Source organism: uncultured Thiodictyon sp. (assembly GCA_903837595.1).
Classification (GTDB): Bacteria; Pseudomonadota; Gammaproteobacteria; order Chromatiales; family Chromatiaceae; genus Thiodictyon.
In genome coordinates this window covers 1-25,520 of sequence record CAILVI010000317.1, presented here as the reverse complement: position 1 = coordinate 25,520, position 25,520 = coordinate 1, and the positions used below count along the sequence as shown (strand labels likewise).

At 61.0% G+C, this 25,520-nt stretch carries 21 protein-coding genes and 1 pseudogene; 20 read left to right on the top strand and 2 right to left on the bottom strand.

Annotation, left to right across the window (positions count from 1 at the left end; genetic code table 11):
- Positions 1–9 precede the first annotated feature (9 nt).
- Positions 10–768 (bottom strand): hypothetical protein, encoded by a 759-nt coding sequence (locus tag QZY44_RS17435; RefSeq protein WP_295448984.1) that lies wholly within the window; start codon positions 766–768, stop codon positions 10–12.
- 359 nt (positions 769–1,127) lie between these two features.
- Between QZY44_RS17435 and QZY44_RS17430 the strand changes: the two genes are divergently transcribed.
- The 3 genes from QZY44_RS17430 to QZY44_RS17420 are packed head-to-tail and all read left to right on the top strand — an operon-like array spanning position 1,128 to position 4,692.
- Positions 1,128–1,529: a hypothetical protein gene (locus tag QZY44_RS17430; protein ID WP_295448982.1), complete on the top strand. Its 402-nt coding sequence runs from the start codon at positions 1,128–1,130 to the stop codon at positions 1,527–1,529.
- A complete protein-coding gene (locus QZY44_RS17425) occupies positions 1,511–2,695 on the top strand; it encodes a hypothetical protein (protein ID WP_295448980.1) in 1,185 nt (394 codons plus the stop codon). The genes QZY44_RS17430 and QZY44_RS17425 overlap by 19 nt, the downstream gene beginning before the upstream one ends.
- Positions 2,692–4,692, top strand: a complete 2,001-nt coding sequence (locus QZY44_RS17420) for a serine/threonine-protein kinase (RefSeq protein WP_295448978.1) — start codon at positions 2,692–2,694, stop codon at positions 4,690–4,692. Before QZY44_RS17425 ends, QZY44_RS17420 begins: the two co-directional genes overlap by 4 nt.
- On the opposite strand, the gene QZY44_RS17415 is transcribed toward QZY44_RS17420, so the two are convergent.
- The gene (locus QZY44_RS17415; RefSeq protein WP_295448975.1) at positions 4,634–5,041 is read right to left on the bottom strand and encodes a hypothetical protein; all 408 of its coding nucleotides are present in this window, start codon (positions 5,039–5,041) and stop codon (positions 4,634–4,636) included. The genes QZY44_RS17420 and QZY44_RS17415 overlap by 59 nt on opposite strands.
- 104 nt (positions 5,042–5,145) lie before the next feature.
- Between QZY44_RS17415 and QZY44_RS17410 the strand changes: the two are divergent.
- The 17 genes and pseudogenes from QZY44_RS17410 (at position 5,146) to QZY44_RS17330 (ending at position 24,996) form a co-directional block, all read left to right on the top strand.
- Positions 5,146–8,358, top strand: a pseudogene (locus QZY44_RS17410) (sensor domain-containing phosphodiesterase).
- A gap of 162 nt (positions 8,359–8,520) precedes the next feature.
- The gene (locus QZY44_RS17405; RefSeq protein ID WP_295448972.1) at positions 8,521–9,408 is read left to right on the top strand and encodes a glycosyltransferase family 2 protein; all 888 of its coding nucleotides are present in this window, start codon (positions 8,521–8,523) and stop codon (positions 9,406–9,408) included.
- A gap of 467 nt (positions 9,409–9,875) precedes the next feature.
- The gene (locus QZY44_RS17400; RefSeq protein WP_295448968.1) at positions 9,876–10,982 is read left to right on the top strand and encodes a DegT/DnrJ/EryC1/StrS family aminotransferase; all 1,107 of its coding nucleotides are present in this window, start codon (positions 9,876–9,878) and stop codon (positions 10,980–10,982) included.
- A 231-nt stretch (positions 10,983–11,213) separates the two neighbouring features.
- Positions 11,214–11,555 carry a hypothetical protein gene (locus QZY44_RS17395; protein WP_295448966.1) on the top strand — a complete coding sequence of 114 codons (342 nt, stop codon included), beginning with the start codon at positions 11,214–11,216 and terminating at the stop codon, positions 11,553–11,555.
- Between the two features lie 146 nt (positions 11,556–11,701).
- Positions 11,702–13,045, top strand: coding sequence for an oligosaccharide flippase family protein (locus tag QZY44_RS17390; protein ID WP_295448964.1), 1,344 nt, complete (start codon positions 11,702–11,704; stop codon positions 13,043–13,045).
- A gap of 3 nt (positions 13,046–13,048) precedes the next feature.
- The gene (locus QZY44_RS17385; protein WP_295448961.1) at positions 13,049–14,008 is read left to right on the top strand and encodes a glycosyltransferase; all 960 of its coding nucleotides are present in this window, start codon (positions 13,049–13,051) and stop codon (positions 14,006–14,008) included.
- A 154-nt stretch (positions 14,009–14,162) separates the two neighbouring features.
- Positions 14,163–14,795: a class I SAM-dependent methyltransferase gene (locus tag QZY44_RS17380; protein ID WP_295448958.1), complete on the top strand. Its 633-nt coding sequence runs from the start codon at positions 14,163–14,165 to the stop codon at positions 14,793–14,795.
- An 850-nt stretch (positions 14,796–15,645) separates the two neighbouring features.
- Positions 15,646–15,804 (top strand): hypothetical protein, encoded by a 159-nt coding sequence (locus tag QZY44_RS17375; RefSeq protein WP_295448955.1) that lies wholly within the window; start codon positions 15,646–15,648, stop codon positions 15,802–15,804.
- A 531-nt stretch (positions 15,805–16,335) separates the two neighbouring features.
- Entirely contained in the window at positions 16,336–17,103 is a 768-nt protein-coding gene (locus tag QZY44_RS17370) for an SDR family NAD(P)-dependent oxidoreductase (protein WP_295448952.1), read from the top strand.
- Positions 17,103–17,858: an SDR family oxidoreductase gene (locus tag QZY44_RS17365; protein WP_295448949.1), complete on the top strand. Its 756-nt coding sequence runs from the start codon at positions 17,103–17,105 to the stop codon at positions 17,856–17,858. The genes QZY44_RS17370 and QZY44_RS17365 overlap by 1 nt, the downstream gene beginning before the upstream one ends.
- Positions 17,855–18,694, top strand: a complete 840-nt coding sequence (locus tag QZY44_RS17360) for a transketolase (protein WP_295448946.1) — start codon at positions 17,855–17,857, stop codon at positions 18,692–18,694. Before QZY44_RS17365 ends, QZY44_RS17360 begins: the two co-directional genes overlap by 4 nt.
- Entirely contained in the window at positions 18,691–19,659 is a 969-nt protein-coding gene (locus QZY44_RS17355) for a transketolase C-terminal domain-containing protein (RefSeq protein ID WP_295448943.1), read from the top strand. Before QZY44_RS17360 ends, QZY44_RS17355 begins: the two co-directional genes overlap by 4 nt.
- 45 nt (positions 19,660–19,704) lie before the next feature.
- On the top strand, positions 19,705–19,950 hold the full coding sequence (locus tag QZY44_RS17350) for a hypothetical protein (protein WP_295448940.1): 246 nt from the start codon (positions 19,705–19,707) through the stop codon (positions 19,948–19,950).
- 3 nt (positions 19,951–19,953) lie between these two features.
- Complete coding sequence (locus QZY44_RS17345; protein WP_295448937.1) at positions 19,954–21,393, top strand: AMP-binding protein; 1,440 nt, start codon at positions 19,954–19,956, stop codon at positions 21,391–21,393.
- On the top strand, positions 21,390–22,541 hold the full coding sequence (locus QZY44_RS17340; RefSeq protein ID WP_295448934.1) for an acyl-protein synthetase: 1,152 nt from the start codon (positions 21,390–21,392) through the stop codon (positions 22,539–22,541). Before QZY44_RS17345 ends, QZY44_RS17340 begins: the two co-directional genes overlap by 4 nt.
- A complete protein-coding gene (locus QZY44_RS17335) occupies positions 22,538–23,827 on the top strand; it encodes an acyl-CoA reductase (protein WP_295448930.1) in 1,290 nt (429 codons plus the stop codon). Before QZY44_RS17340 ends, QZY44_RS17335 begins: the two co-directional genes overlap by 4 nt.
- 497 nt (positions 23,828–24,324) lie before the next feature.
- Complete coding sequence (locus QZY44_RS17330) at positions 24,325–24,996, top strand: acetyltransferase (RefSeq protein ID WP_295448927.1); 672 nt, start codon at positions 24,325–24,327, stop codon at positions 24,994–24,996.
- The last annotated feature ends 524 nt before the right edge of the window (positions 24,997–25,520 follow it).

Here is a 25,520-nt window from a genome sequence, read left to right as displayed (position 1 = left end):
TGCGCTGCATCAGGTGGTCCGGGCGGCATAGCGCCCGGTGCGATCCGCCAGTTCGGCCAGGTCTTTCATGGCCTCCTCAATCGAGGCGTCGGTCAGCCCCCGGGCCGAGCGCACCCCGGCGAGTGCGGCACAGGTGTGGTCCAGTGCGGTCATCGCCGCCTCGGTCTGGGAGAGCAGTGTGCCGATGCGCTGGCGCTGCGACTGGTAAAGGGTGCGCCGCTCCTCCACCGCCCGAATGGCCTCGGGGACTGGGAAGTCGGTGCGCTGGCGCAGGTCCTCCAGGCGCAGGGCCAGCGCCGCGGGATCAATGGTGCTGATGCTGCGAAGCCCGATGGCGACGTCTTGCAGGTTTTCGACCGCCGCCAGATAGACCCGCTCGGCCATGCCCAGATAGCGACCGTAGGTCACCTCGCCGGCGTCGAGCCGGCGGCCCAGGACGTCCGCCAGGTTGCGGTATTTCTCCCCGAGCATCTCCAGTTGTTCGGCGCCCTCGGTGAATCCCAGTGACCCGAGCTCGCGCAGCAAGGCGGCTACCTGCTGGGATTCGTCCTGGCCGGCCGCCGCGAAGGTGTCGCCGTCCGGGGCGGGGGGTAGCGCGCGGGCGAAATAGAGCGGCCACAGGGCAAAGACCCCCACGGCCAGCAGCCCAGTTGCCAGGCGCATGGTCCAGGGCGGCGAGAACCAACTCCAAAAGGCCCAAACGAAAAATAGGCACACCAGCAGCGCCATCGCCGCCAAGGTCATCCGCCTGAGGTTCTGTATTGACACCTGAGTTCTGCGCCGGCTACCGAGTTTACGCCGAAGTGTAGCACGGCCTTGCTGGCCCTCCTCGGTGGTCCGGCGCGGCGTTGGCGTGGAACCCACGGCCAATGGCCCGCTCATGGTGTCGTAGCGGGCTTCCCGGCTCGGTTAAGTTTCAGTTAATAATAGGAACCTGCGTTAGGATACCGGTAGACCTATCCCCCTGCCCTGAGTGAGCCGTAACGACGATGGCGGTCAAGCCAAGACCGGTGACTGGGGTTTCAAAGGCACTGCGAGCGCAACCCATGACATCCTAAGTACACGTTCTGGGCATTGATGTCAGCGAGACCGAAATCCACCGGGGGCGCTACCACCGGGTGCTACGCGTGGTCGATCCGGTCGCCGAGCAGACGGGACGGATGAATCGGCCGGTCGACTACCGCACCGACCTCTATTCGCTCGGCGCCACCCTCTATGCCCTGGCGACCGGCGGGCCACCCTTCACGGACAGCGATACGCTGAGCCTTATCCATGCCCATCTGGCCCGCACGCCGGCGCCGCCGGGAGAGCGGGCGCCCTGGTTGCCGCCCCGCGTGGCGGAACTGATCCTGACCCTGCTCGCCAAGGAACCGGACGACCGCTATCAGAGTGCGGCGGGACTGGCCCATGACCTGCATCGGTTGCGCACCGCGCTGACCATGCATCAGCCGCTCGGCGCGGTCCGGCTAAGGGAACGCGACCTGCCGCTCACCCCTTGGAGGACAGGGCGTTGCGTGGTCGCTTGTTGATCGGCGCCTTCCGCGACCACGAGGTCGACGCGGCCCACCCGTTGCGGCGTTTGCTGTGCCAACCGACGTCCATGGGCGCCCCGGTCCCGGTCCCGGTCCTGACCCTGGCCAGCCTGACGGCGGGCGATGTGACCGAGTTGCTGGCGGACATGCTGCACCGGCCGCCGGACGGCGTGTCGCCGCTGGCCGCCGCCCTGTACGCCAAGACCAGCGGCAACCCCTTCTGCACGATCGCATACCTTCAGGCATTGCACCGGGAAGACGCGCTGCGAGCCGATCCGCAACGGGGCCGTTGGCACTGGGACCTCGCCGCCATTGCCGCCCACCCCGCCAGCGCCAACGTGGTCGATTTCCTCGCCACCGGACTGCGCGAGCTGGCGCCTCCGACCGCCGACGCCTTGGTCGCCGCCGCTTGTCTGGGCAACGCCTGCACCCTGGGGTTCCTGGCGCTCGCCACCGGCAAGGACCCGGGGGCACTTGCCGACCGGCTCGGACCCGCGTTGGAACGTGGGATTCTGGTCACTCCCAACGCGCTGGCGATCCATCAGGCCGACCGGGGTGCCGCGCTGGCGTTCTGCCACGACCGGATGCAGCAGGCGGTGTACCAACTGCGCGCTGACGCCTGGCGCGGGCGGCTGCATCTGGCGATGGCTCGGCGCCTGGCCCAGGCCGGTGCCGCTCCGGGGCATTCCTTGCGCGCTGCCGAACACTATGCGCTCGCCGCGCCGCTGATCGTCGAGACCGCCGAACGGGTACGCGCCCGCGCACCGATGAACTTCGGTCATCTCTATGACCTGGTGGAGGCCGAGCGGTTCGACGCCCTGGACCAACCCTGGGACGCACTCCAGACCTTTGAGCGGGCGCTGCGCAGGGCAGGGGCGCAGCGGCGCCCCTGGCACCAGGCACTGATCACCCAGCGGGCCGGATACTGCTACCTGCGGCGCGGACTGGAAGACGCTGGCCGGGCCCTGCTGGCGCACGCGCATGCCCTCTATCGGCACTGGGGGGCACTGGGTAAGGCGCGCGCGATGCGCGACGCCTGGCCTTTCCTGGACGCGAGCCAGCCAGGGGAGCCATTGGGGCGCATGACGGCGGACGAGGCCGCGCAACGGGGAATCGTCGCCGCGACCGGGCTGCCGTTGTCACTAAGTCGGACCTTCATGTGAGCGAGACCGAGATCCACCGGGGGCGCTACCATCGGGTGCTGCGGGTCCTCGATCCGCTGGCCGGGGCGCTGATCGTCAAGCGGGTCCTGGATGACCGTGATGGCGCGGCCGCCCGCACCGCGCTAAACAACGAGCGGCGCATCCTGGAGCGCTTGCAGGGTCTGGCCGACTGTCCGCGACTGGTGCGTGGTGATTCGGCTCAGCGGGACTTGGTCGTCGATGATTTCGGCGGCCTCACCCTGCACGCCTCTGGCCTGTTGGGTGCCATCGACCTGGCGGGTTTCCTCGTTCTGTCCGCGGCCCTGGCGCACCAGCTCGCGTTGATCCATGGGTGCGGCGTCATCCACAAGGACCTCAACCCGGCGAATATCCTGGTACGCCGCGACGATCTGCGCGTACAGATCATCGACTTCGATCTGGCCACTACCTTTGCCGAGGAGCATCCGGAGTTTGGTCATTCCAGTCGGTCGCTGGGTACCTTGGCCTATCTTTCCCCCGAGCAGACCGGGCGCATGAATCGGCCGGTCGATTACCGTACCGATCTCTATTCACTGGGTGCGACCCTGTATGCGCTGGCGACTGGCGTGCCACCGTTCGCGGAGACTGACCCGCTGCGTTTGCTCCATGCCCACCTGGCCCGCGCCCCGCAACCACCCCACGAACAGGCTTCATGGTTACCGCCGCGCCTGTCAGAGTTGATGCTGATGCTGCTGGCCAAGGAACCGGATGACCGCTATCAGAGCGCGGCGGGCCTGGCTTACGATCTCCAGCAATTGGGGCAGGCGCTAACTGATGGGCGGCCATTGGCTGGTGTGCGTCTGCGGGAACGCGATTTGCCCCTTGCGCCGCGCTCACCGCGTCGTCTGTACGGGCGTGACGCGGAACTGGCGACGCTGCTGGCGGCCTTTGCGAGCGTGACCCAGGGGGGCTTCCGGAGCCTGTTCGTCGCCGGTTACTCCGGGGTCGGCAAGACCTCGCTGATTGCCGAAATTCACCGACCGGTGACCCTGGCGCAGGGACTGTTCATCACCGGCAAGTTTGAGCAGTATAGCCGCGACCGCCCCTTTTTGGCCCCCGCCCAGGGGCTGTGTCAACTGTGCCAGCTGCTGCTGGTGGCACCCGCAGTGGAGCTCGCGCATTGGCGCGCGCGGATCTTGGCAGGCGTTGGTCCGGACGCGGGTGCGCTGTTTGATGTCGTCCCGCAACTGGAGGGGCTGCTCGGCGCGCAGCCGCCGGTGTCGGAACTTGGTCCCATCGAAGCCCAGGTCCGATTACGCACCCTGTTGGTCGCCTTGGTGCGTCAGGTTGCCGCGCCCGCCCATCCATTGGTGCTGTTTCTCGACGACCTGCAATGGGTCGATGCGCCGTCGTTGGACTTTATCGGCGCCCTGCTGGATGAGCCGGCGCTCAATGGCCTGCTGCTGATCGGTGCCTACCGCGACAACGAGGTTGACACCGCCCATCCGCTGCGGCGGCGGTTGCGCCGCCCAACCGCGACGGGGGCGCCACCGCCGGTGCTGTCGCTGTCCAGTCTGACGGTGGAGGACCTCGATGCACTGCTCGCCGACATGCTGCGTATCTCCCGCCGTGAGGCACGCCCCCTGGCTGCCGCCCTCTACGCGAAGAGCAATGGTAACCCATTTTTTACCATCGATTTACTCAATACGCTGCATCGCGAAGGCGTGCTTTGTCCTGACCCGGAGCTCACGGGGTGGCGGTGGGACGCGGCCGCGATTGCCGCCTACCCCGTGAGCGCCAATGTGGTGGATTTCCTCACGCAACGCCTGTCTGAATGGGCGCTGCCGACGGCCGAGGTGCTGGTCGCCGCCGCCTGCTTGGGTAACGCCTGCACCCTGGGCGTGCTGGCGCTGGCGACCGGCGCGCCGCCGGTTGAACTGATCGACCGGCTCCTGCCGGCCCTAGAGCGTGGGATTCTTGTCACGCCCGACGCCGTCGCGTTTCATCAGGCCGAACCTGGCGTGACACTGCGCTTCTGATCGGATGCAGCAAGCGGTGTACCAGCTGCGCGACGACGCCTGGCGCCAACGGCTCCATCTGGCGATGGCCCGCCGGTTCGTCCAGGCCGGGGGCAACCCGGCTTATGATTTCAATGCCGCCTATCGCTTCAGTGCCGCGGAACACTATGCGGCGGCCGCCCCCTTGCACATTGATCGCGCTGAGCGGGCGGTGGCGTGTCGGTTGTTTCTTAACGCCGCGGTCCAGGCCCGCCGGTCCGGTGCGTTTGCGACGGCGGAGCGCTTGTTGCGTCTGGGTATTGACCTGCTGACCCAGGGTTGGAACGGTGAGGATGCCGATGCCGCGTTCAGTCTCCATGCCGAACTGCACATGGTTCTCTACAGCCAGTCCCATCCTTTAAGGAGCCCAGGCTGGCATTATGGATCGCGCTGCGGGTACTGCGCCTGTCGATTGAGAACGGATTCTGTGCGGCCATGTTGTACTCCGCCAGTTCGGTCATCGTCGGCACGGTGGGGTTTCGTGGCGACTACGCGACGGGCTACCGCGCGGCCGGTATGGCGTTGGCGGCCGGCCTGGCCCGTGAGCGCGGGATCGAAACCGCGCGTGTTCAATATGAATTCGCGTTACTCAGTAGCCACTGGTTCAACCCGCTGAGTGAGGATGTGGCCTATGCCCGCGCTGCCTTTGATGGGGTCGTGCGCGGCGACGATCTGGAGATCGGCTGTTTTACCTTTTTCGCCACGCAACCGGCCCTGTTGGATACCTGCGCCCAGCTTGCCGAGACGGACGCGGAGCCGGCCGCCGCGCTCGGTTTCGCCCGCAAGACCGGGAATCGCCACGCCGAGCAGTGCTACCTGAGTTTCCGGCAACTGGTGCGCGCGCTGCAAGGTGCGACGGTGGCATGGGGGAGCTTCGATGACGCCGAGTTCGACGAGCCCAAACATGCGGTCACGATCCGCAACAGCGCGATGGCACAGTGTTATTTCCACATCTACCGGGCGCTGTCGGCGGCGCTGTTCGACGACGAGGCGGCGCTGATCTGCCATGCGCCAGCGGGCGTCGCGCTCACCGCGCACATTGCCTGCTTCTATCCCACCGTGCTGGCCAACCTGCTGCACTCACTGGCGCTCATTGCCCTGATCCGGGCTGCGTCCGACGGTGAGCGGCCCCCGCTGCTCGCGACCTTAGCCGACAACCAGGACTGGCTGCGTGCCCGCGCTGCCGACGCACCGATGCATTTCGGCCATCTCCACGACCTGGTCGACGCCGAGCGGTTGGATGCCTTGGGGCAGCCCTGGGAGGCGCTTGAGCGGTTCGAGCAGGCGATGCGCAAATCCCAGGCGTACCAACGCCCCTGGCACCATGCGCTGAGTACCGAGCGGGCTGGCCGGTTTCATCTACGTCACGGTCAGGAATACGCCGGACGCGCATTGCTGGCGCGCGCCTATGATCTCTATCTGGACTGGGGCGCGGCCGGCAAGGCGCGGGCGATGTACGCGGAGCTCCCGTTCTTGGGCGCACTGCCGGTGCGTCATACGGGCGACAGTCAGGGGGATGCGCTGGACCATGAGGCGCTGCGGCATGCCTCCCCGGCGCTGGCCTTTGAGACCTCGTTGCCCCGCTTGGTGGAGCGCTTCCTGGCGCTGGTCGGCCAATTGAGCGGTGCGACCGATGCGTGGCTACTGGTCATGGACGAGACGGGGGGCTGGTGCCTGGAAGGCGGCATCCGCGGGGCCGAGACGCTGGGGCGCATGAGCCTGGCGGCGGCGCAGGACGGGGGGCTGGTCGCCGCCAGTGTGCTGCGGTTGGGGTTGAGCACCCAGTTGCCCCTGGTATCGGATGATGCGGTCATCGACAGCCGCTTCCAGGGTGATCCCCACTTCGCTGGTCTGGCGTTGTGTTCGCTGTTGGCGGTACCGGTGATCGCGCAGGGGCGGGTCAGCGCCTTCCTGGCGCTGGCGAACCGGTTGCTGCGCGCGGCGTTTACATCCGCACGGGTGGAGACGGTCTCCATGCTCTGCGGACAGTTGGCGGTTTCGATCGAAAACGTCCGGCTCGGCCACCACAAAGAGGCCGCGGCCCTGGCCCGACGGCAGGCCGTGACCGATCGTCTGACCGGGATGGCCAATCGGCTCGGCTTCGAGCAGCGACTGCGGGACTTTGCCGACCGCTGCGACCGCGATCCGCGCGATGCCTTCGTGCTGATCCTGATTGATTTCGGCGATTTCAAGCGGGTCAATCATGTCTTTGGCTGGGCGGCGGGGGACGCGATCCTAAAGGACACGACCGGTCGGTTGGCCGCCCACCTGAAAAGCAGCGTCCTGCTTGCCCGGCTCGAAGCGGATCGCTTCGCGCTGGTGGTGTCGATGCTGCAACGCGGCCCGGAGGCGCGGCACTTGGCGGAGCGGATCCTGCGGGCACTGTCCAAACTCTATTTTGTCGCTGGTACACCCATGACGCTGAGCGTCAGCCTGGGCATCACCGCTTATCCTGCGGACGCCAGGGGGGATCTCTCGGTCTTGTTGCTGGATGCCGACCTGGCGCTGGCCCAGGTCAAGGCGGGGGGCAGCAACGGCCTATACTTTTTCGACCCGGTGCTGGCGGCGGCGGCGGATCGGCGGCACCGTCTGGAGAGCGATCTGCGCCAGGCCATTGCGCGAGGCCAGTTGGTCCTCTTCTTTCAGCCCATTGTCGATCTGCGGGAAGGCCGGCTGGCGGGCGCCGAAGCACTGATCCGCAGGCGCCATCCCGAACGTGGCCTGGTCCTGCCGGACGAGTTCATCCCGTTGGCCGACGAATCGGGCCTGATCGACGAGATCGGGCGGTGGGTGCTGGAGGCGGCCGGTGGCCAACTCGCGCACTAGCGGGCGCAGGGCGAAGCGTTGTATCTGTCGGTGAATGTCTCCGGACGCCAAATTCCGGATGGCCTGCCGCCGCTGGTGTTGCACCAGACGGTGACCTGTCACGGCTTCGCCCCGGCCGCGCTGGCCCTTGAGATCACCGAGGGGATCCTGTTGAATAATTTCGACAATGCCCGGAACTGGCTGACGGCCGTGCGTGAACTGGGGGTGCGCGTGTATCTGGACGATTTCGGTACCGGCTATTCATCCTTTTCTTATCTAAAGCATTTTCCGGTCGATTGCATCAAGATCGACCGCAGCTTCGTGCGCGACATGACCAAGGATGTGAATGACCGTGCCTTGGTGGAGGCCGTGGTGGCCATCGCGCGCAGTCTGCGGATTGATGTCATCGCCGAAGGGGTGGAAGCGGCGGACATGTGCGGCTGTTGCACGCGCTGGGCTGTTGCTACGCCCAAGGCCATTATTTCTCGCGGCCGGTGCCGATCGAGGCCTTCCCGGAGGTCTGCGCGCGGATTCCCGGTCTGCTGCGGGACGCGCTCGCCGCTGCGCCGCCGCCGACATGAGCCGAAACGGTGCCGTCCTCACGCAAAATCGCTAAGGGAATACCGCGCGCTACCCGCGGCGTGCATGCAGCCCGCGGATAGATGTGGGAATACGGAGTGCCGTTGTTGTTGTGGGCGTTGTGGCGTGGACGGTGCCCGGATTCAGGTTGATCGGCAGGGCTCGCGCGGGCGCATCCACCGCAACCGTGGCGTTGCATCGTCGATGAGCGCTGTGGCGGCAACCGACAGTTCGAGTATGCTGTGCCCCGACAGTCGGGGGTAAAACGGCTTCGCTTATTGCGGTAGGATACCTGAACCCAGGGCCAGGATGGCGTCTGTCCTCCCGGCCAGTATCGGCATGATTGACCGGTGCGGGCGGGACGGGTCGTCATCGCACGGATCGTCCGGTCCACTGCCCTGTACACGTAACATCGACGGAGCCTGCGTGCCTTCCAAGATCAGCATCATCCTCCCTTGCCGCAACGAGGCGGTGCCGCTGCAAGGGCTGCTCGCGCGCATCCGCCAGGTCCTGCCCGAGGCGGAGGTCTTGGTGGTGGATGATGCCTCCACGGACGCCTCGGCGGCGGTCTGTACCGCGGCGGCTGTGCGGCTAATCCACCATCCTTACCAAAAAGGCAACGGCGCCGCCATCAAGTCCGGCGTCCGCGCGGCCACGGGCGATATCCTGGTCTTCATGGACGCCGACGGCCAACACGATCCCGCCGACATCCCCCGTCTGCTGGAGCGACTCCACCAAGGGTTCGACATGGTGGTCGGCGCCCGCCGCTCGGCCTCCCAGGCCACGGTTGCCCGGGGTCTCGCCAACCGTATCTACAATCAGCTCGCGACCTACATGACGGGGCAGCCGGTGTTGGACCTCACCTCCGGCTTCCGCGCCGCCCGTGCCGAGCGGTTTCTGGAGTTCCTCTACCTGCTGCCAAACGGCTTTTCCTACCCGACCACCAGCACCATGGCCTTTTTTCGCGCCGGGTATGATGTCAGCTATGTCCCAATTACCGCCGGGCAGCGCACCGGCAAGAGTCACCTGCGGCCCTTGCAGGACGGCGTGCGCTTCCTGCTCATCATCTTCAAGATTGGGACGCTGTACTCGCCGCTGAAGATTTTTGTACCGGTCTCGTTACTCTTCTTTCTGTTGGGGGTCGGATATTGGGTTTACACCTACACCCTGGCCCTGCGGCTTTCTATTATGACCGTTTTCATGCTCACCACGGCGGTCGTCGTATTCTTGATTGGACTGGTTTCGGAGCAGATTACTCAGCTCATGTATCGGCCGATCAACGCGCCAGAAAAGCCACGTGCTCCAATGCCCTAAGGCGCTCGACTGGCAGAAACGCTGCCTGCCAAGGCGGTGTGCCGGCATGCTTGGCGGCGGTCTGATGCTAACTAGCCGCGCTTTGGTGCGAGCGTTGCGTTACCGTTGCCTGATACCCCTGCGCGCGTTGCGTGAAGATTCGCGTCTAGTGCGGGGGCTCGCTACGTGTTCGCGATGCACCCGTGCCGCTGTGCCGCCCGCGCAACGCGGGGGTTCGCCTCACCCAGAGCAGCCCTTCCTTGGCGCGATCGAACCGGCAAATTTGGATGCCGGCCCGCACGCAGGGGCTGAACGAAATCGGCGGCTTGCAAGTTTCCAGCTGACTCCGCAAGATGCCGACGTCGGCGATCTGTCGCGGCGCCACGGCCAGCAAGCCACCAGAAAGAGATCGATGAAAACCTGCAAGATGATATCGTGCCCTAGCCGAGCGAGCAGACCTGCCCGATGTCAGGTGCGAGCCTCGCACGATGAGTGAGCCCATTTATGTCACCCAGCCATTTCTGCCGCCACTAAGGGAATTGCAGCCTTACCTAGAGCAGATCTGGAAGAACCGCCAGCTCACCAATGCCGGTCCTTTCCATGAGCAATTGGAACAGGCGTTGTGCAATTACCTGGGCGTGGACCATATCTCACTCTTCGCCAACGGTACCCTCGCCCTGGTTACTGCCCTGCAGGCGCTGCGTATTGCCGGCGAGGTGATCACTACGTCCTACAGCTTTGTCGCCACTGCGCATTCATTGCTATGGAACGGCATCCAGCCGGTATTCGTGGACATCGATCCCGAGTCACTGAATCTCGACCCCGCGAAGATCGAAGAGGCCATCACCCCCCAGACCAGCGCTATTCTGCCTGTACATGTCTATGGTCGCCCGTGCGATACCGCTAAGATCCAGCAAATTGCAGATATCTATGGCCTCAAGGTAATCTACGACGCGGCCCATTGCTTCGCGGTCCAAGACCAGGGCGGCAGTGTACTGCGTCACGGCGATCTTTCCATCCTTAGCTTTCACGCCACCAAAGTCTTCACCACCTTCGAGGGCGGCGCCATTGTTAGTCCGGACGCCAAGACCAAACAGCGGATCGATTTCCTGAAGAATTTCGGATTTGCCGACGAGGTCACCGTCGTGGCTCCCGGCATCAACGGAAAAATGAACGAGTTTCAGGCCGCCCTGGGCCTTCTTCAGCTCAAATATATCGACGACGCGCTTAAGCAACGGGCCGAGATCGATTGCCGCTATCGTGCCGCATTGTCCAGCCTGACCGGCATACGCTGTTTGTCGCTGCCGGAATCCAAGCGCCATAATTATTCATATTTTCCGATTATGGTGGAACCTGAATACCCTATCGGCCGCGATGCACTCTATGACAGACTCAAGAATAGCAACATTTTTGCGCGCCGCTATTTCTATCCCTTGATAACAGACTTTCCAATGTATCGCGGTCGGCCGAGCGCGCGGCCGGAACGGCTTCCAGTCGCCATGGCAATCGCCGGCAAGATACTCTGTCTGCCCATCTATCCTGAACTAACCGAACCCCAGGTCGCGCGTATCGCGGAAATCATCGCGGATGTTTGAGATGGGCGCCTATTCCGATCCCGATCTTCGTGACTGGGGTCCGCCGACGGCGGCGAGCGTGTTCGTATATCACGCTCCTCAGCCATTTATGGGGCCGCGAATCTGCGGCCACGATGCGATGCCCGGAGCGACGACGTCGGTATCCTCTCGGCGGATAGCGCCGGACCTAATTTGAGTAACTTTATTCACCTCGCTAGCCATGCCTAGCTGATCGGCTATGAGCGAATCGCCATGGATAACTTTTCAACAATGTCTTTCCGCGTATCCGTATCTTCCAGCAGTGATTACCATTTGGCTAGCTACCCGACGCATCCCACCGTCCGCGAAGACCTGAGCGGCGTGGATCGCCGGCGAGCCGTTATTGCCTGGCATGCAATTTTCGGGCGTCGCAGCGTGATGCTTCCCGGTGTCACGATTGACAAATGGGGTGGCGTTGGGGGATTGCGCCCGATCCTCGGGTGCTACTCGGGTTTCCGTGTCGATGCCGAGATTCCGGCCCGCCGCACGGCGGAGCGCCAGCGCGACCTACTGACCCTGGATTTGCAACTGCGCCAACGTCTTGGTGCGGGCTGAGTCTGGTGGCACCGCAATTACTCCTGAGTGCTCTGATCCAAGGCTACATCGCGCTATTGGCTATCGCTCTGATGCCCATATGTCTACGCCTCATGGGGGCTGAGGCATTCGGGCTGGTAGGCTTTTTCGCAATCCTGCAGGCAGGGATGCAGATCCTCGATCTCGGGCTCTCTCCCACCCTCTCACGTGAGCTGTCGCTGCACCGGGCCGGGACCTTGAGCCTCGCCACTGCTCGCGCACGCCTGCGCTGTTTGGAGTGGGTCATCGGCACACTGGCGTTGCTGGCTGTTCTGAGTCTGACCATGTCCAGCGACTGGATCGCCCGAGATTGGCTTTCTTTTTCCTCGCTGGAGGTCGGACAGGTTCGTTTATCAATTATTGCGATGGCGTATGCCGCCTGCCTACGCTGGGTGATGGGGCTTTATCGTTCCGGGTTGATAGGATTGGAAAAGCAGAGCGCTGTCAACGCTGCCGGCTTCGCTTTTGCAACGCTACGGTTTCTTGGCGTGATTGCGCTTTTGAATTTTTGGTCGGCAGCTGCAATTACGTTTTTCGCTTACCAAGCCATTGTCGGTCTTATCGAATGTTTGACTCATGCCTGGTTACTGTATCGATACTTGCCAAGCTTGCCCGGAATAACGAAGCCGGATTGGTCAGGCATGCGGTCCATGTTGCCTATCGCCGGTGCCATGGCCTTTATGTCCGGCATGTGGATTTTCCTCACCCAGATCGATAAGTTGATCCTTTCCAAATGCCTGTCGCTCCAATCATTCGGCTACTTTACCCTGGCGGCGGCGCTGGCGGGCGGGGTTTTAATCCTGGTGCCGCCACTCAACCAGGTGCTGCAACCGCGGCTGACTATCCTTGTAGCGGCGGGGCGGGTCGATGCCTTGCGCGAGTTGTATCGTCTGTCGACGCGGCGCGTGACCGCAGTATTCGTCGCTATAGGCGGAACCTTGGCGCTTTTTTCGGAGCCTCTTGTGCGGATGTGGGTCGGTAGCCCCGATGCAGTGGAGGCAGCCTCACCGATCCTGTTCTGGTACGCGCTTGCCTATACCCCGATCGGCGTGCTGACGTTACCCTTCATGCTCCAGTTCGGTTTCGGCTACCTGCGCCTTCACGTCGTCGGTAACCTGCTCGTTGCGATGACGTTGCTGCCCACGCTGATGTATGCTTCCGCCCATTTTGGCGGTGTCGGCGCTGGTATAACGCTGCTCTGTGGCAATGTACTTTTTCTCTTCCTCTGGGTCCCCTTGGCGCATCGACGTCTGATGCCCACTCTGGTCTGGGTTTGGCCGTTTCGCGACGTCCTCTTGGTCGCACTGCCGATCATCGCCTGGCTGACGTTGGTGTCCAGAATCTTACCGTCGTTCGCCAGTCCCATCGAAACCCTGCTGGTCGTCGCGCTGGTGCTCGGTGCCGCGCTACTCGTCGGATTTCTGGCAGGCGGAGGCAGAGTGGGTGACCCACTTGGAGCAGTGAGGAGGTAGTCTATGAAACAGCCACTAATATCGGTCTGTGTTGCCACTTTCAATCACGAGCGCTACATCAGTGATTGTCTGATGAGTATCATCGCTCAAGAGGTTCCTGGTACGCTGGAGATTCTTGTGGGAGATGATAACTCCGGGGACGCAACCAAGGAAGTCGTAACCGCTGTCGCCAATCGCTTTCCCGATGTTATCTTTTACCGATGCCATCAGCCGCAGCTCGGTGCCGCCGCCAACTATCAGTCCCTGGTCCAGCAGGCGCGTGGTCGGTACATCGCACATTGCGATGGCGATGATTTCTGGCTTCCGGGTAAGCTTAGCGCCCAAATCGCATTCATGGAGAACCATCCCGACTGCCCGGCGGTTTACTCGAACACGTTTACTATCGCGGACGATGGCTGCCCACTTGGGGTATTCAATAATTTTCAACCGGCGCGCTTCGGCATTGCCGATCTAGTGCGACATGGCAACTTTCTTAACCAGAGTTCTGTGCTCTACCGCGCCGTCCTTCGTGAGGTGGTACTGGCATTGCCAGCGCCATTTATCGACTATCGTATGCATCTCAGATTTGCCCGTAGCGGGGCAGTCGGATATTTGAACCGTGCGCTGGTGGGCTATCGGGTAGGATCGACCAGTTCGATGGTGATGAATGCTGGTGACCAAGTACGACAACTGTATTGGGATGCGTTGTTAGATGTGCCGGCCGGATCTGTACCCGCGATCGATCGTGCGCGCGGCATGGCCGACTTTGCCCGGAGCGCGGCATTTGCGGCAGTGCGCCTTCGGAGTTTGGTGTTGGTCCGGAAATGGCTTCCGATCGTATTTCGGAGTAGTCCGGTTGGCGGTATTCGTATGGCCTGGCTCATTACCGCTGTGATCGCCAGGGCGGGCGTGCGACGGATCCTGGTCGGCGTGTGTCAGCGGGTTGGGGGCAATGCCCCGTACGTTCTCTACCGACGACCATAGGATCAACCCTGGCATCGCTATGAATCTTCTCCGGATTGGTAAAACACTTCTCTCCCGGGCGTCACCGCGCCGGCGGCATCTGTGTATCCTGTGTGGGCGACGGTTCGGCTATTTCCTACCGTATCGGGGGGGGTGGCGGGCGGCGCCACCCCTGATGCGTGCGCTGGATGTGATCGGAAGCGACCCCGACCGTTTCGCGTGTCCATGGTGTGGGGCAACCGATCGCGAGCGCCACCTGTTCCTGTATTTCCGTGCCTCCGGCTTTCTCGCCGACCTGGCGGTCCGCGAGGTGCTGCATTTCGCACCGGAGCGGCGGCTATCCATCGTGTTTGCAAGGCAGAAGCCACGGCGCTATATTCAGTGTGACCTCTATCCCAGCGTGCCGAATGTCGAGCGGGTAGATATGCTTGCCATGCCCTACCCGGATAGGACCTTCGATCTCGTCATCGCAAACCATGTGCTGGAGCATGTAGCCGATGATCAGGCCGCGATCCGCGAGATCGCACGGGTCTTGAAACCGGGCGGCTATGCCGTGTTGCAGACTCCGTTTAGCGCCGTGCTCACGAATACGTGGTCAGACCCTGGCGTTGATACCGACGCGGCGCGCCTTCAGGCTTTTGGCCAAGAGGATCATGTTCGGCTGTTTGGTCGGGACATCTGTCAGCGCTTCGCGACCTTCGGTCTGGTCTCGCGGATGAGCGATCATTCGGAACTGCTGTCGGGTATAGATGCCTGCCAGTACGGAATCAATGCCCGAGAGCCGTTTTTTCTATTTCAACGGATGTAGATCGCTGGTCGTAGACGCTGTCTAGGACTCGGCGCTGGCCATTTCGGGGGGCTTCACCTCTGGGGTCGGTAGCTCGGCCGAAACCCGTTGGCCTGCCCAAACAGTCAGCATCACTTCTGGACTGAGCCTAAAACTCCGCCCCGGACCAAGACAATGATCCTGGCGTTAAGCTGAGCCATCGTGCCAGCTTGCTCCGGTTAAGTGGCAAACCCAGAAGTGGAAAATAGAATAGCAATAATAAAGTCTTACGTTTTTCCGTGCATAGATTAATCTTGTCTCTTTGGAGCAAGTAATGCCTTCGCTTTTTTGGTAAAAAATCCATTACACAAGAGGGTGATAAACATAAATCATATTCTTATGAGCGGGTCGTCTTATCGGTTCACAATACCTCCGTCGCATGCAACGCGAAATACGTTGATTTGGGATCTGGTCAGATACGCCCTATCCACTGCCCCTTGGTGGGTACCCAGTACCACCGCTCGGCCAGCGAAGCGACTCGATGTGCCCCGGGAAGGCTCTGCGCGGCATCCACCCCGCAGGCGCCCGCGGCCCGCTGGCTATGCGAGTGATGGAGTTAGTTGTGCTGATCCAGTCCGCAGTGCCTGCCAGCCGTCGGTGATTGCCGTCGCCACCCGAGCAACGACGTCTGTCACCACAGGGATGCAGCGAGGTCGTCGCGGCATCGGTGATCGGCCGCATTCGGCATCGGCCGAACCCTTTCGGTTCAAGCGTTTCCGCGGCGATGTCGGTTAGGACGCTCTTGCCATGGGCGTGTCCGCCGGGCAGCCCCTCCTTTTTCCCGCCTATGAGGGTCTCGTCGACATCCACCCTGCCGTGCAGTTGATGGAGCATGGCCCATGCGGTCTGTCAGGAGTCGATCGCGAGCGTCCGTTGCCGGCTCGACGCCGAGGCCCGGTCTTTGCCGGCGGCAAAGTGCCAGCAGCCGGTGAACCACCGTCAATGGCGTCGCGTTCGTTCGAAGATCGTGCCGGCGGTCGTCGACGTCTGACCAGTGTGCCCGACGCGCATGATATAGACCATCGCCCAGGCCCCAGCCGCCATCGTGGCCGAAGGCCGGACAGCCAAAGCCCACAGGCCACCGGAGCCATTTCAGGTCGTCTAGACGGTCCCCATCGGTTCCGAAACACGCCTGAAACTTGCCTGCCGAGTGAGGATAATGGATGCCCGCATGGGGGTTATTCGCCGCCTCAGTTCACTTCGGCTAAGTGGAGAGCCCAGACTTGGGAAGCAGGACTATCAGTTAGGCGCCAACGGGGGCAGCTGGGATAATAGGGCATAAACCCTTGACCTAGATATTTTATCTCTTGTAGAATTCGAACATACTTGTATTTTTTTGATTCTGGGCCGGTTAGACCGCTGCCGATGGGTGCTGCCTTTACCATGTTGCCTGCACGGCTTCGGGTCTATCGGCACCCCGGCGAGACGCTGGCGCCAATGCCGCCAGGGCACTTCCAGTCCTCGCTACGCTATGATGTGGCCAGTAGCTCCTGATGCAGCGTCCAAGTAGGGTAATAAGAAGATGGCCAAGAGTTGGACCCAGCATCGTGAATACTTTTGTGGGCGACATGTCGTCGTCACGGGCGCACACGGTGGAATTGGACAAGCCACGGCGCGGGCCTTTGCGGATGTCGGAGCTAACGTTATCGCTATCGACAGAACGCTTCGTGATGCCAGCGAGATCGCGGACTTACTACCCGTTCCAGTCGCTGGCTCGGTGCATTCAGCAGTTGCCATGGATTTCACGGTCCCGGGCTCGGTTTCCGAGGGTTTGGGCGAAATACGCTCGATCTCGCGTGATATCGCAGCGTTGGTGAATGTTGCCGGGATAGCCGAAGACGCACTCGTTCACATGGTCACGGCGGAGTCTTTTCGACGTCACATGCAAATCAACCTCGAAGGTCACATTCAGATCACGCAGTACTTAACCAGGCTGATGATGCGCACTGGCGGGGGATCTGTGGTCAACGTTTCGAGCGTAACTGCGATCGACGGGAATCCCGGTCAGCTTGCGTATGGGGCGTCGAAGGCCGGGATGCTGAACGCCACCCGCATATTCTCCATGGAGTTAGCGTCAAAGGGCATCCGGGTGAACGCAGTGGCTCCTGGCGTAATCGACACGGAGATGAACAGGCGCATGGACGGGGCCGCGAGAGAGCGCCTGCTTGATCGCGTGGCCATGGGAAGGATCGGCAAGCCTGAGGAGGTTGCTTCGGTTATTCTCTGGCTGTGTTCGCCCGCGGCATCATTCGTGACCGGACAGACCTTGCGGATAGACGGGTGCATGTGATGAGTGACCGCATTCTAAAGGGGCAGACGATCCTCGTTACCGGCGCTAACCGCGGCATAGGCTGGGCCACGTGCCAGTCGCTTGCTGCCAATGGGGCTTATGTGATCGCTGCTTCACGTAGTGGCGGCGACGAGTTCTCCGTTCGACTCCAGGCGCTGGCTGATGCGTGCGGCGTCGTGGCATCTGCTGTGAGCCTCGACCTGACAGACGGCGAATCCATCAGGGAAATGATGTTATTTGTGCGGAAACTCGAAAGACCGCTTACCGGGTTGGTCAACAATGCGGGCGTGACCTACAACGCTCTGTTTCAGATGTCAGAGATCGATACCGCGCGCGAGGTATTTGAAACCAACTTTTTCGGGCCGTTTAGCGTGATGCAGGGTTGTGCGCGGCTGATGGCTCGGCATCGCAACGGAAGCATTGTGAACATATCGTCAACCGCCGCAATCGACGGCAATCCGGGTCGGTCGGTCTATGGCCCATCCAAGGCCGCACTAAGCACGCTGACCAGGGCCGCCGGGCGCGAGCTAGGCCCGTTCGGAATCCGCGTGAACGGCATAGCTCCCGGCATGACCGACACTGAAATGCTGGCGAGTATGACCGATGAAGTCATTACGGGTGTTGAGAGAAACACGGACCTCGGCCGACGCGGACAGCCCAGTGAGATTGCCGAGGCAATCTGTTTTCTGCTCTCGCCATTGGCGTCCTACGTCAGTGGTCAGGTCCTGCGGGTGGACGGCGGGATGCGGGCGTGAGTGCAGAAGGCTTAACCGACGAGGCATTGGCCGCGATAGCCGGTCGTTGCCGAAAGTGGATTGTGAGCATCGGACATAACGCTGGTGGCTATGGCGCGCACTTCGGGCCTGCGCTGTCCCTTGTGGAGATCATGACTGTCTTGTACGGTGTCGGCGTCAGGCAGTCCCCAGATCAGCGCTTAAACAGCGAGCGTGACCGCGTGATCTTGAGTAAAGGCCACGGTAGTCTGGCGTTATATGCCGCACTGCACGAATTCGGCTACATAGATCAGGAGCTTCTGGTCTCCGCCGAAAGGGACGGAACACTCCTGCCGGGGCAGCCGGTCAGAAACCGGGAACTCGGTATCGAGTTCTCCAGCGGCACCCTCGGCATGGGGTTGTCCTTCGGTGTTGGACTGGCGCTATCTGCTCGCATGATGAAGAGTGAGAGAGGGGTGTACGTGCTGATGGGCGACGGCGAAACCAACGAGGGTTCAGTCTGGGAAGCCGCCATGTCTGCAGCCCACTTCGGTCTGTCACGGTTGATCGCTATCGTTGACGTCAATAGACTACAGTCTGATGGCCGTACCGCGGAGATTATGTCGTGCAGTCTCCGTGGGATGTGGGAAGGCTTCGGGTGGGACGTAATCGCGCTCGACGGTCATTCGATCCCGGGGCTACGCGTAGCCCTTCAGACTCCAATCTCTACGAGACCGCGCTGTATCTTGGCAAGTACGGTGAAGGGCAAGGGCGTATCGTTTATGGAAGATGCCGCGGAGTGGCACCACGGGCTTATGACCGAGGGACAGTTTGAGACCGCCTGCGGCGATGTCGGTCGTCGGGCATCGGCGCCATGAAGATCCCATCCGGTAGGGGGCTCTCGCGGCTCGGTCCTAGGGGCACTTTCGGAATGGCCCTTCTCGATGCCGCCAAAGAGAGCGACCGCATCGTCGGCCTTACCGCGGACCTAGCCATTACGTCAGGCATGGAGCGGTTCAGGGTCCAGATGCCTGAACGATTCTTCAACGTCGGGATAGCTGAGCAGAACCTGGTGGGCATCGCCGCAGGTCTTGCTGACGACGGCTGGATTCCCTTCGCCACGACCTTCGCGAACTTCGCTGCGATGCGAAGTTGCGAGTTCGTTCGACATCACCTCGGTTACATGCAGCAGAATGTGAAGATTGTCGGAATCGGGGCTGGGTTCGCCATGGGGCAGTTCGGTAACACCCACTACTCCTTGGAGGACGTTGGCGTACTCCGGTCGATCCCGAATCTTACGATCGTCAGTCCTGCGGATTGCAGTGAGGTTTACGCGGCAGTCTACGCAATCGCTGCGTCTTTCGCCCCAACCTACTTACGGCTGAGCGGGGTGCCTTCGATGCCTTGCGTCGACCAAGAGGGGACAAGTTTCAACCTCGGGGAGGCACGGGTGCTCCGATCTGGCACAGACGTCACCTTCATTGGTACTGGCAGCATGGTATCTGTAGCCGTCCGCGCTGCCAACCAGTTGACGGCGCGAGGGCTATCGGTAGGCGTCGTGAACATGCACACCCTGAAACCGATCGACGAGTTGGTGCTCAATGGTCTTGTCGGACAGACGGCTGCGCTCGTGACAATCGAGGAACACTCGGTGATCGGCGGGCTGGGTAGCGCGGTCGCCGAAGTCGTGGCCGCCGTTATGGCGGCACCTCCGCTGCTTCGGCTCGGCGTCTGTGATGCGTTTCCCAAGGTAGGCTCATATGAGTACGCTCTTGAGCAATGCGGTTTAGTTGACAACGTTATCGCCACGGCCGTCGAGCGATGGGTTCGTGGTGCGGCGTAACGACTGGTTTTGCACTCATCTGATCAATAATGGGAAAAGAGTTAAGTGACAGCTGAAGACACTCTCAAGCAGGCATTCATCGAGGGCTTGGGCATAGACGGAGATGACGTGGATTGGGCAGTACTGGCCTATCGAAGCATCCCCCAATGGGATTCGGTTGCACACATGCAGGTGGTTGCTCAAATCGAAGATGCATTCGATATTATGCTGGAGATCAAAGACGTAATCGGTATGTCGAGCTTCGAGATAACCAAGGAGATCCTCACCAATTACGGCGTCAGCTTCTCGTAAACTATGCTCCTGGACCACCTTGATAGTGACCACGAGGTGCTTATTGAGGCGTCCTCGGGTAATGTAGTAACGGTTGGGGCGATTCGTGATCGGGGTGAGCCGATAGGGGAGATGCCCCGAGGGCTTGCTTTCCTCCTTGCGGACGGCACAATGGACGCTGCATTCTGGTTCCTCGCGCTCTTGGAAGCACGATTTCCGGTTGCCTTGATCGACGCTGGCAGCGAATGGCCCACAGTAGCTCGTCTTATAGACCGGTACCGGCCTGACATGATAATCGATCCTGCCGGTAGGCACTTGGGCGAACATCTCGCCTCGCCGCTTGGGCCGAGCGGGCGGATCATTGAGCAGTCGGTCTGGCTCGCCTCCGAGTTCGGACCTGAGCTACATGGGGATCTTGCGGTTCTACTGACCACTTCCGGATCGACGGGTAGCCCAAAGTTCGTGCGTCTTTCATCAGCGAACATCCGGGCGAACGCCGAACAGATCGTTCACTCTCTCGGCATTATTGAGACGGATAGGGCCGTGACGGTGCTTCCCCTTTTCTACTCCTTCGGCATGTCCGTGATCACTTCCCATGCGTTGGCAGGATCATCGGTGCTAGTCACCTCGTCGAGCGTCATTGAGGAGGCCTTCTGGTCCAGTCTTCACAGGCATGGAGTGACCTTCCTGCCCGGAGTGCCCACTACCTACACTATGCTGAAGCGGCTGGGTTTCGAGTCGCGCGAGCTTCCCAAGCTTCGGGCGCTCATTCAAGCCGGTGGGCGGCTTGCGCCGACGCTCATAGGTTTCTTCCACGATGTGATGGCGCGCCGAGGTGGACAGTTTATCGTGATGTACGGCCAGACAGAGGCCTCACCCAGGATGTCGTGTATGCCCTCGACTAATCTTCCGACGAAGCTTGGCTCGGTCGGGCTGGCGATGAGAGGTAGTGAGTTCGTGGTCTGTAGCCCAGGAGGGGAGGAATTGGCCACCGGGCAGGTCGGTGAGGTTGTCTACTGCGGTCCAAACGTGATGATGGGCTATGCCGAGGGCCGGGATGATCTGACCCTGGGGGCAACCCATGGTCGGGTCCTGGTAACGGGAGATCTTGGCTACTTGGACGATGAGGGGTTTCTCTACTTGACCGGCCGGTCCAAGCGCATCTGCAAACTTGCGGGTTCTCGCGTCTCCCTAGACGAGATCGAACAGATTGCGGGCGGCTTGTCCGTCGTTCCTAGGGAGATTATCGCTGTGAGCTGCGACGACGAAAAGGTGGTGTTGTTCGCAACGGGAATCGACCCTGCTGAGGCGTCCGATTTGAGGAAGGGGCTTGCGGCTCAGCTTCGGGTCCCGCCCATGCTTATTGAGGTGCGCACCATAGCGGCGATCCCGTTACTGCCCAGCGGCAAACCCGACTACACCGGCTTGGCGCGATCAGCCGGCGCAAGAGCTGATCGCATATGACTGCGACGAGGCCGGGGGCCGCAGCGGATTCGAAGGCGGCAGGTACCCTGATATCGGCCGGGCTCAGCGAGCTCTTCACCAGGCCCCAGTTCTCGATCCCGCAGGATGAGAAGCAGCAACTGCTTCTTTCGGAGTTTGAGCGGATGACCTCGCAGCATAGGATCGCATGCGAACCGTACCGAAAGATTATGGACGCCTTGGGCGCGCCCCAATCAGGCTATACGTCCCTTGAGGCACTGCCCTATCTTCCCGTCTCATTGTTCAAGACGCACCGCCTGTCTAGCGTTCCCGAAGATCAGGTCTTCAAGGTGATGACGTCTTCGGGCACGACCGGCCAAGCTGTCTCGCAGGTCATTCTGGACCGGACGACGGCTGACCTGCAGTCTAAGGCGCTTGCGGCGGTGATGGCGCGTGTCCTGGGTAACCAAAGGCATCCGATGGTCATCATCGACACTCCCAATGTGGTGAAAGACCGCAAGAGGTTCTCGGCCCGTGGGGCAGGGGTCCTGGGGATGTTACCTTTTGGTCGCCGCCACTTTTATGCTCTGAATGATGAGATGGAGCTCGACCTACCGGGACTCGAAGCGTTTCTCGCGCGCCATGCCGAGGAGCCGATACTGCTCTTCGGCTTCACCTTTATGGTTTGGCAGTACTTCCTGCGGGCGCTGACCAGCGCCGGCGCCTTTCCGAATTTGTCAAACGGGACACTTATTCATTCCGGGGGTTGGAAGGCACTGGCCGAAGAGGCCGTTGGCAACGTAGAGTTCAAGTCTGCGCTCAAGGAGGCAACCGGGCTTGGTCGTGTCCACAACTTCTACGGCATGGTCGAGCAGGTCGGCTCGGTATTCCTCGAAGGCGACGACAACTTCCTATACCCGCCGAATTTCGCGGAAGTGATTATCCGAGATCCGCAGACGTGGGAACCGGCTCCAGACGGAACGCCGGGAGTCGTCGAGGTGCTTTCGGTTCTCCCGCGCTCCTATCCCGGACACGTTTTGCTGACAGAAGACCTTGGGGTTGTGCATGGAACCGGAGACCCAACGAGTGGTTGGGCCGGGAAGCGGCTACAAATACTCGGTCGCGTGCCCAGGTCTGAGCTCAGAGGTTGTTCGGACACCCATGCCTCGGATCGAGCAGGCAGACGATGACTACGCTGGGTCAAGAAGAAAGCCAATTGTGCGATATACCCCGCACGAAGCGCCCACTTCATGTGCAGGAGGTTCTCCCGGCGCAGCGGTCGGTAGACCTGAGCGAAATTCTGGATCGCCTGAATCAGGCGCCGGTAGTCACTCCATTCGATCAGTCGCGCACGGAGTTCATTGCCGACCTGTCCCGCAGGCTGGCACGGGCGGGCCGCGGTCTTGCGGAAACGCAGGCGCTGGCCTACTGGATGAGGAAGGCAGAAATCCATCGCATGAACGTAGCGTTTTCGAAACTCGAGTCCGAGGGTTTCGTTCTGATGCCCCGGGGCACAGTGTTCCACATTCCGCCGTCTAATGTAGATACTCTATTCGTATACTCTTGGGTGCTCTCCACGTTGGTTGGAAACCGCAACATCGTCAGACTCTCTTCGCGCGCAACGGAGCAGTCTAACCTGATAATCGAGACGATCTGTGAAGCCCTAGTCAATCACCGGACCGTCGCCGACTCGTCGGTCATGGTCACTTACGGGCACGATGATTCTGTGACTGCGGCGATCTCTGCCGTTTCCGACACTCGAGTCATCTGGGGTGGCGATGTTACTGTCAATAGGATTCGGTCAATCCCGATTCCTCCGCACGCTACCGAAGTGGTGTTCGCCGATCGTTTTTCGATGGCAGCGATTGGGATCGAAGCCTATCAGTCACTTGACACACGGGAGCGCGGACGGCTCGCGGATTTGTTCTTCAATGACGCTTACTGGTTTGACCAGCTAGGTTGCTCTTCGCCGCGGTTGCTTCTGTGGGTCGGCAAGCGGGACCCGGGGCCGTCCGCTAATGACTTCTTCAGCCGTGTTCGCGGGGTAGCGCATGCGAAGGCCTACTCAGTGGATACTTCAACCGCCATCGCCAAACTTGGGCAGTCCTATAGCACAATGATCGACGCCGAAGTCTCTGGCTACAGTGCGCAGGACAACACATTGACCGTTCTCGACATGTCGTCGTTCCCCGACGTGCGCGGGGAGTTCTGTGGAGCGGGGCTTTTCTATCAGCTCCACGTTTCGCAGTTGAACGAGATTGTGAGTCACGTTAGACGTGCCGATCAGACACTCACAACCTTCGGGATTCCTGAGCAAGAGATCACAAAGCTGGTCAGCGATCTTCGCGGGCGAGGAATCGACCGCATTGTTCCGTTCGGGCAGGCTCTGCGGTTTAGTCGGTTCTGGGACGGCTACGACCTACTTACAGAGCTGACTCGCAAAGTTACGATCTCTGTAAGGGGGGCACTGGGGTGAATGGCTTATTCCTTGATATTGAGCAATTCTCGAACCTCTTGAGCGATCTTGACCAGACTCCGGGAGTGGGAGTCGACATTGATGTGGTAACTAGGTTTGCGCAGGGCGATCTGCGGCTACTCTCTGTCAAGGACACCGCGCATTGTGACAGCTAAGCCCCTTCGTCGGAGAGTCGTGCTAGGCGTTGGTGACTCAAGGCGGCGGCCAAGGCCTGCTCCAAGAGCCTGCGGCTGTCATTGCTCGAGATTGAGATAGGGACAGGGTCCTCCGGCCGCCCCCTAATAAGTGCCTCAGGCTTGGTGAGTGAGTGTTGGGTGGTAGTGGATGTGTCAATCGCACACCGTGGGGCGCTTGCCATTGCTATGGCTATTGATGGAAATCGGCCTCGGTTGGGAGCAGAGGAAATCCTTAGGGCGACATTGATAGGCGGGGCGATGCCCTGATAAGGCCATAAATTTTCAATAGTACAGTTTGATTAAAGCTATGAGGAGTCCAGCATGGGTAGAAGCCTGGTCATCGTCGGTGCAGGCCCGATGGGCCGTGAGGTGTATGCGTATGCGCTGGATCAGTTGGCGGATGGCCGTCAAGCCAGCTTTGACCGAGTTGCGGGCTTCATCGACTTAGGTCAGAAACCGGGCGACCATATCAGTGCATTCAATCTCAATATCGACTTTGTTGACGCACTCGAAAGTCACAAGCCTCGATCCGAATTCGCCTATGTGACGGGTATCGGAAATCCTGCTGAGAAGCGGAGATCTGTCGCGCTCCTCTCCGGTGTAACGCATTGGACGAACGTCATTCACCCGACAGCCTACGTTGCGTCCTCAGCCTCGCTTTGCGCCGGAATTGTGATGGCCCCATTTTCCCTGACCGGAATAGACTCCAGCCTTGGAAACCATGTGACGCTCAATGTATACGCGTCCTGTGGTCATGACGCGCATATTGGGGCCTTCTCAACCTTGTGCCCATACTCCGCGATCACTGGCTGCGTGGTGCTTGAGGAAGAGGTCTTTCTGGGAACTCATGTTGGTGTGAATCCAGGTGTCAGGATCGGCACGCGGTGTCGTGTCGCTGCTGGGTCTACTGTAACTCACGACGTCGAGGCTGGATCACTTCTAGTTGGCAATCCGGCCAAAGGGCGCGTAATGTACCTCCTCGATAATGGCTGAGATGATGATTTCGACGTCACTACCCAGGTCTGCCGGAAGCGCCTGGCATGTTTCGCTTGAATACGATGCGCGGAAGCGGATAATCAAGAGTGCGGAATCTTTGCGCGATTTTGATTGTACTTGGCAGATTCATTCCAAGGCCGCAGCAGTCCTGCGGGCGTGAGAATCGTTGTCCTGCTTCCGCCGCCTCTGGCGCCTGGTGATGATCTCCGCCGAGTCTTCGGCGGTGAGCCGGCGACGGGGTAGCAGACGGCGCAGGGCCATGACCAAATCGTTGAACGAAAGTATCGACCACCGCGTCTGACGCTGGATTTTCTGTTTGACCAGGAACAGACGTACCACGCACGGAGATCAGTGCGGCGCGCATGAACCTAAGTGCTTAGTCATTATAACGGCAGATAAGTACCTCAACGGAAACGTTTGTAGAGCACCTGGCTTCGCAATCTATTTCGCAAATTCAATTCTAAACTCAGTTCCCAACGACTCAATTATTTTGTGAAGTCCGCAAGCTAATGCAGTTATAC